We start from the raw sequence: 4,715 nt of genomic DNA, 5'->3' as shown, positions 1-4,715 counted from the left end.
TGTCGCATTTGTTCAGGAACACGATGATGTACGGAACGCCTACCTGACGACCCAGCAGGATGTGCTCACGGGTCTGCGGCATCGGGCCGTCAGTCGCAGCAACAACCAGGATCGCGCCGTCCATCTGAGCAGCACCGGTGATCATGTTTTTAACATAGTCGGCGTGCCCCGGGCAGTCTACGTGTGCGTAGTGGCGGGTCGGGGTATCGTATTCAACGTGAGAAGTGTTGATGGTGATACCACGCGCTTTTTCTTCCGGCGCGTTATCGATCTGGTCGAATGCGCGGGCGGCACCGCCGTAGGTTTTAGCCAGTACGGTAGTAATGGCAGCGGTCAGCGTTGTTTTACCATGGTCAACGTGGCCGATAGTACCGACGTTAACGTGCGGTTTTGTACGTTCAAACTTTTCTTTAGACATCGATTGTCCCTCTAAGACACGGATAAATCGGTGATATCACCACATCAACCAGGCAACACGCCCGACTTGTTGAATGCTAATAAACAGAAGAGAAAAACAGGAAGGAGAAAAGAAGTGGTGCTGATAGGCAGATTCGAACTGCCGACCTCACCCTTACCAAGGGTGCGCTCTACCAACTGAGCTATATCAGCACATCTTGGAGCGGGCAGCGGGAATCGAACCCGCATCATCAGCTTGGAAGGCTGAGGTAATAGCCATTATACGATGCCCGCATCCTGGAACTCGGCTACCTGATTTTCATTCTGCACTGAATATCGAGAGAAACTCTCTTTATTCGAGCCGGTAAGCGAACTTATCGTCTCGGGCTGCGCCATCGCGCAGCCGAAAATGGTGGTGGGGGAAGGATTCGAACCTTCGAAGTCTGTGACGGCAGATTTACAGTCTGCTCCCTTTGGCCGCTCGGGAACCCCACCGGACTTGATGGTGCCGACTACCGGAATCGAACTGGTGACCTACTGATTACAAGTCAGTTGCTCTACCTACTGAGCTAAGTCGGCATCAAGTAGCGCGCATTCTATGGAGACCTGCGTGCTCATGCAACTAAAAAATTGCATAAAATGTTCTATCGCTCACATTTTGCGCTATAAGAGACAAAAATGCTCTAATTTCAAACAAGAGAGCATAAATTTTCGGCATTTTACCAACCGTCTGACCAGGATACGACGCGGCATTTCAACGCTCCGTCGATAGAAAGCAATCTTCTGTATCTGGTATATTCGTCACATTGCTTCTCAGGGATAGCTTTCACAGCGAGATTTTTTCTTATTATTCCTCCCCATCTGGTGTTACCCTCCTGCCCATTGTCCAAATTAACTTAAATGTGACGTGCCGTTGCATGTCAGGGATGGCCCTCGTTCATCGCTGAACTGATGTAGCAATAGCAGCCAGAAACATGCTTATGAGTATAAAAGAGCAATCGTTAATGACGCCTTACCTACAGTTTGATCGCAGCCAGTGGGCTGCGCTTCGCGATTCTGTGCCGATGACCCTGACCGAGGATGAGATCGCGCAGTTAAAAGGCATTAATGAAGATTTATCGCTGGAAGAAGTTGCAGAAATATATTTACCTCTCTCCCGTTTGCTAAATTTCTATATCAGTTCAAATCTGCGTCGTCAGGCTGTCCTGGAACAGTTTCTGGGCACTAACGGCCAGCGAATCCCTTACATCATCAGTATCGCGGGCAGCGTCGCAGTGGGTAAAAGCACGACAGCACGCGTTCTGCAAGCGTTGCTGAGTCGCTGGCCTGAACACCGCCGTGTTGAATTGATTACCACAGACGGCTTCCTCCACCCAAACCAGGTGTTGAAAGAACGCGGGTTAATGAAGAAAAAGGGGTTCCCCGAATCGTATGATATGCACCGACTGGTGAAATTCGTTTCTGACCTCAAGTCGGGCGTACCGAACGTGACGGCGCCAGTCTATTCTCATTTGATTTACGATGTTATTCCTGAAGGGGATAAAACCGTCGCTCAGCCTGATATATTGATTCTTGAAGGTTTGAATGTTTTACAAAGCGGTATGGATTATCCTCACGATCCGCACCATGTATTTGTCTCTGATTTCGTTGATTTCTCTATTTACGTTGATGCGCCAGAAGAACTTCTTCAGACATGGTATATCAATCGCTTTCTGAAATTCCGCGAAGGGGCGTTTACCGATCCTGACTCTTATTTCCACAATTATGCGAAATTATCTAAAGAAGAAGCTGTTAATACAGCAGCTTCGCTTTGGAAAGAAATTAACTGGTTGAATTTAAAACAAAATATCTTACCTACGCGAGAACGTGCCAGCCTTATTATGACCAAGAGCGCTAACCATGCGGTGGAACAGGTAAGATTGCGGAAATAACAGAAAAAAGGGGAGTACCGACTCCCCTTTTTTACTATTCGGCGCTTCGCAGCGATATTTCTCCGCCCATCCAGGGTTTAATCACGCCATCCTGTTCAAGCAATAATGCGCCCTGAGTATCAATGCCGCGGGAAATACCAAATATTTCTTTGTCGCCAATAATTAGTTTTACCGGACGATCAATAAAATTATCCAGTTTTTTCCAGCGCGAAAGATAAGGAGAAAGACCTTCTTGCTCAAAAAGCTCAAGCGCAGCACGTAGCTTATAAATCAGCTTTGCGGCCAGCATATTGCGGTCGAGCGTAATTCCGGCCTCTTGTAGTGTGATCCATCCCTGATTTATCACGTCCTCTTCTACACGACGCATTGCCATGTTAATACCAGCGCCAATCACTATTTGTGCGGCATCGCCCGTTTTACCGGTTAACTCGACCAGAATACCCGCCAGTTTGCGATCCAGTAGGTAAAGGTCGTTAGGCCACTTCACACGAACTTTATCTGCGCCCAGTTCACGCAGCACTTCCGCCATCACAATTCCAATGACCAGACTCAAGCCTATTGCCGCCGCAGGCCCCTGCTCCAGACGCCAGTACATTGAAAGATATAGATTCGCACCAAACGGTGAGAACCATTTACGCCCGCGACGACCACGCCCCGCCTGTTGGTATTCTGCTACACAGGCATCGCCTGAACGCAGCTCGCCAATTCGATCAAGTAAATACTGATTGGTTGAATCGATAACGGGCAATACCGCCACGTTTCCGCTATCCAGTTGGCTATGTATACGGTCAGCATCCAGTAACTGGATGGGTTCCGGTAAGCTATATCCTTTCCCGGGAACGGTAAATACATCTACTCCCCAGTCGCGTAATGTCTGGATATGTTTATTAATAGCCGCACGGCTCATTCCCAGCCGTTCACCCAACTGCTCGCCTGAGTGAAACTCTCCGTCGGCAAGTAGTGAGATCAGCGTCAGGGGAACGGTAGTATCTTTCATGCAATGCTCTCCACAGCGTTCACCTCTCCGAACTGACCAATAAAGCGAACCTCAGGCTCCAGCCAGACATTAAATTTTTCACCCACTTTTTGCCGGACATGATGCGCCAGCGCCACCACATCTTTACTTGTCGCATCATTCGCATTAATCAATACCAGCGCTTGTTGGCGATGCACCGCAGCGCCGCCAATGGTGACGCCTTTCAACTGACATTGATCTATCAGCCAGCCTGCCGCCAGCTTCACTGAGCCGTCTGCCTGAGGGTAATGCGGCGCGTTGGGAAATCGTTCTAACAGTTCCATAGCGATATCGGCTGCGACAACGGGATTTTTAAAAAAGCTGCCTGCATTGCCATTCACTTTAGGATCCGGCAATTTTGTGGTGCGCATATGGCATACAGCATCAAACACCTGTTGCGCGGTGACCGTTTTCGGGTCCAAACAAGTAAGATCGCCATAGGTCAGCACCGGCTGCCATTGCTTTGACAGACGCAGACCCACCGCGACGATCGCAACGCGATCCTGATATTCATTTTTGAAGATACTGTCACGATAGCCGAAACGGCATTCCGCCGCGGACAAACGCAGACGTTTTCCCGTTTCCAGTTCAACACAGTCAACGTAGTCGCAGACACACTGTAGTTCTACGCCATACGCGCCAATATTCTGTATAGGTGAGGAACCAACGCAGCCAGGGATGAGCGCCAGATTCTCCAGGCCGGGCATGTTGTTGTCCAGCGCGTAGCGAACCAGCTGATGCCAGTTTTCGCCTGCGCCGACGTGTAGGTGCCAGGCGTCCGCGGTTTCATTCACCTCAATGCCTTTCAGGCGGTTAAGGATCACGGTGCCGGCGTAATTTTCCAGAAACAGGACGTTGCTTCCTTCACCCAGGATCATAACCGGCAGTCCCTCACGAGTTGCTTGCTGCCAGGCGCTCAGTAGTTGTTGTTCGTTTTCAGCGCATACGATGTGCTTTGCACAATGATCAATGCCGAAGGTATTCCAGGGTTTTAGGGAATGGGTCATGGCTGCTTTCCTGATACTCAATCGGCAATAGTTTATCGTATCTGGGTTGGGAAGGCTTGTGGTTATGTCGACGGAATAAGGCGGTGTACACAGGCATTGTGTCGATGCCGTAGGCCGGATAAGGCGAAGCTGCCATCCGGCGGTGCAGGTTGCCTGATGGCGCTGCGCTTATCAGGCCTACATTTTTATCAGTTACCACACACGCAAAAAAGCTCATCCGTCAGGATGGGCTTCTTCACTTATTTGATGCCTGGCAGTTCCCTACTCTCGCATGGGGAGACCCCACACTACCATCGGCGCTACGGCGTTTCACTTCTGAGTTCGGCATGGGGTCAGGTGGGACCACCGCGCTACTGCCGCCAGGCA

At 50.0% G+C, this 4,715-nt stretch carries 5 protein-coding genes, 4 tRNA genes and 1 rRNA gene; 2 read left to right on the top strand and 8 right to left on the bottom strand.

Annotated elements, in window-relative coordinates; genetic code table 11:
• The 5 genes from J4685_RS22300 to J4685_RS22280 all read right to left on the bottom strand — a co-directional run.
• The coding region (locus J4685_RS22300) for a GTP-binding protein (RefSeq protein WP_001774230.1) at positions 1–418 on the bottom strand (418 nt) is incomplete at its 3' end.
• 115 nt (positions 419–533) lie between these two features.
• Positions 534–609, bottom strand: a tRNA-Thr gene (locus J4685_RS22295).
• Between the two features lie 6 nt (positions 610–615).
• A tRNA-Gly gene (locus J4685_RS22290) sits at positions 616–690 on the bottom strand.
• 116 nt (positions 691–806) lie between these two features.
• Positions 807–891, bottom strand: a tRNA-Tyr gene (locus tag J4685_RS22285).
• Between the two features lie 8 nt (positions 892–899).
• Positions 900–975: transfer RNA gene (locus J4685_RS22280), tRNA-Thr, on the bottom strand.
• 19 nt (positions 976–994) lie between these two features.
• Between J4685_RS22280 and J4685_RS22275 the strand changes: the two genes are divergently transcribed.
• Both J4685_RS22275 and coaA read left to right on the top strand, forming a co-directional pair.
• Positions 995–1,168, top strand: a complete 174-nt coding sequence (locus tag J4685_RS22275) for a hypothetical protein (protein ID WP_001775645.1) — start codon at positions 995–997, stop codon at positions 1,166–1,168.
• A gap of 208 nt (positions 1,169–1,376) precedes the next feature.
• Positions 1,377–2,327, top strand: coding sequence for a type I pantothenate kinase (gene coaA / locus J4685_RS22270; RefSeq protein WP_000023068.1), 951 nt, complete (start codon positions 1,377–1,379; stop codon positions 2,325–2,327).
• Positions 2,328–2,361: 34 nt separating this feature from the next.
• Here coaA and birA read toward each other — a convergent pair whose 3' ends face one another.
• The 3 genes from birA to rrf all read right to left on the bottom strand — a co-directional run bounded on the left by birA (position 2,362) and on the right by rrf (position 4,713).
• Positions 2,362–3,324 carry a bifunctional biotin--[acetyl-CoA-carboxylase] ligase/biotin operon repressor BirA gene (gene birA, locus J4685_RS22265; protein ID WP_000655746.1) on the bottom strand — a complete coding sequence of 321 codons (963 nt, stop codon included), beginning with the start codon at positions 3,322–3,324 and terminating at the stop codon, positions 2,362–2,364.
• On the bottom strand, positions 3,321–4,349 hold the full coding sequence (gene murB / locus J4685_RS22260) for a UDP-N-acetylmuramate dehydrogenase (RefSeq protein ID WP_000149792.1): 1,029 nt from the start codon (positions 4,347–4,349) through the stop codon (positions 3,321–3,323). The genes birA and murB overlap by 4 nt, the downstream gene beginning before the upstream one ends.
• A gap of 248 nt (positions 4,350–4,597) precedes the next feature.
• Positions 4,598–4,713: ribosomal RNA gene (rrf, locus tag J4685_RS22255) — 5S ribosomal RNA — on the bottom strand.
• Positions 4,714–4,715: the final 2 nt, after the last annotated feature.

The sequence above is a fragment of the Salmonella sp. 32100201201700099SM genome, assembly GCF_017572645.1.
Classification (GTDB): Bacteria; Pseudomonadota; Gammaproteobacteria; order Enterobacterales; family Enterobacteriaceae; genus Salmonella; species Salmonella enterica.
Note: the sequence above shows the minus strand (reverse complement) of the source record. Positions and strands in the feature narration are given on the sequence as shown.

Excerpts from the sequence above, each read along its gene's own strand:
- coaA (WP_000023068.1), top strand. The coding sequence starts at position 1,377 with ATGAGTATAAAAGAGCAATCGTTAATGACGCCTTACCTACAGTTTGAT.
- J4685_RS22275 (WP_001775645.1), top strand. The coding sequence starts at position 995 with ATGGAGACCTGCGTGCTCATGCAACTAAAAAATTGCATAAAATGTTCT.
- birA (WP_000655746.1), bottom strand. The coding sequence starts at position 3,324 with ATGAAAGATACTACCGTTCCCCTGACGCTGATCTCACTACTTGCCGAC.
- murB (WP_000149792.1), bottom strand. The coding sequence starts at position 4,349 with ATGACCCATTCCCTAAAACCCTGGAATACCTTCGGCATTGATCATTGT.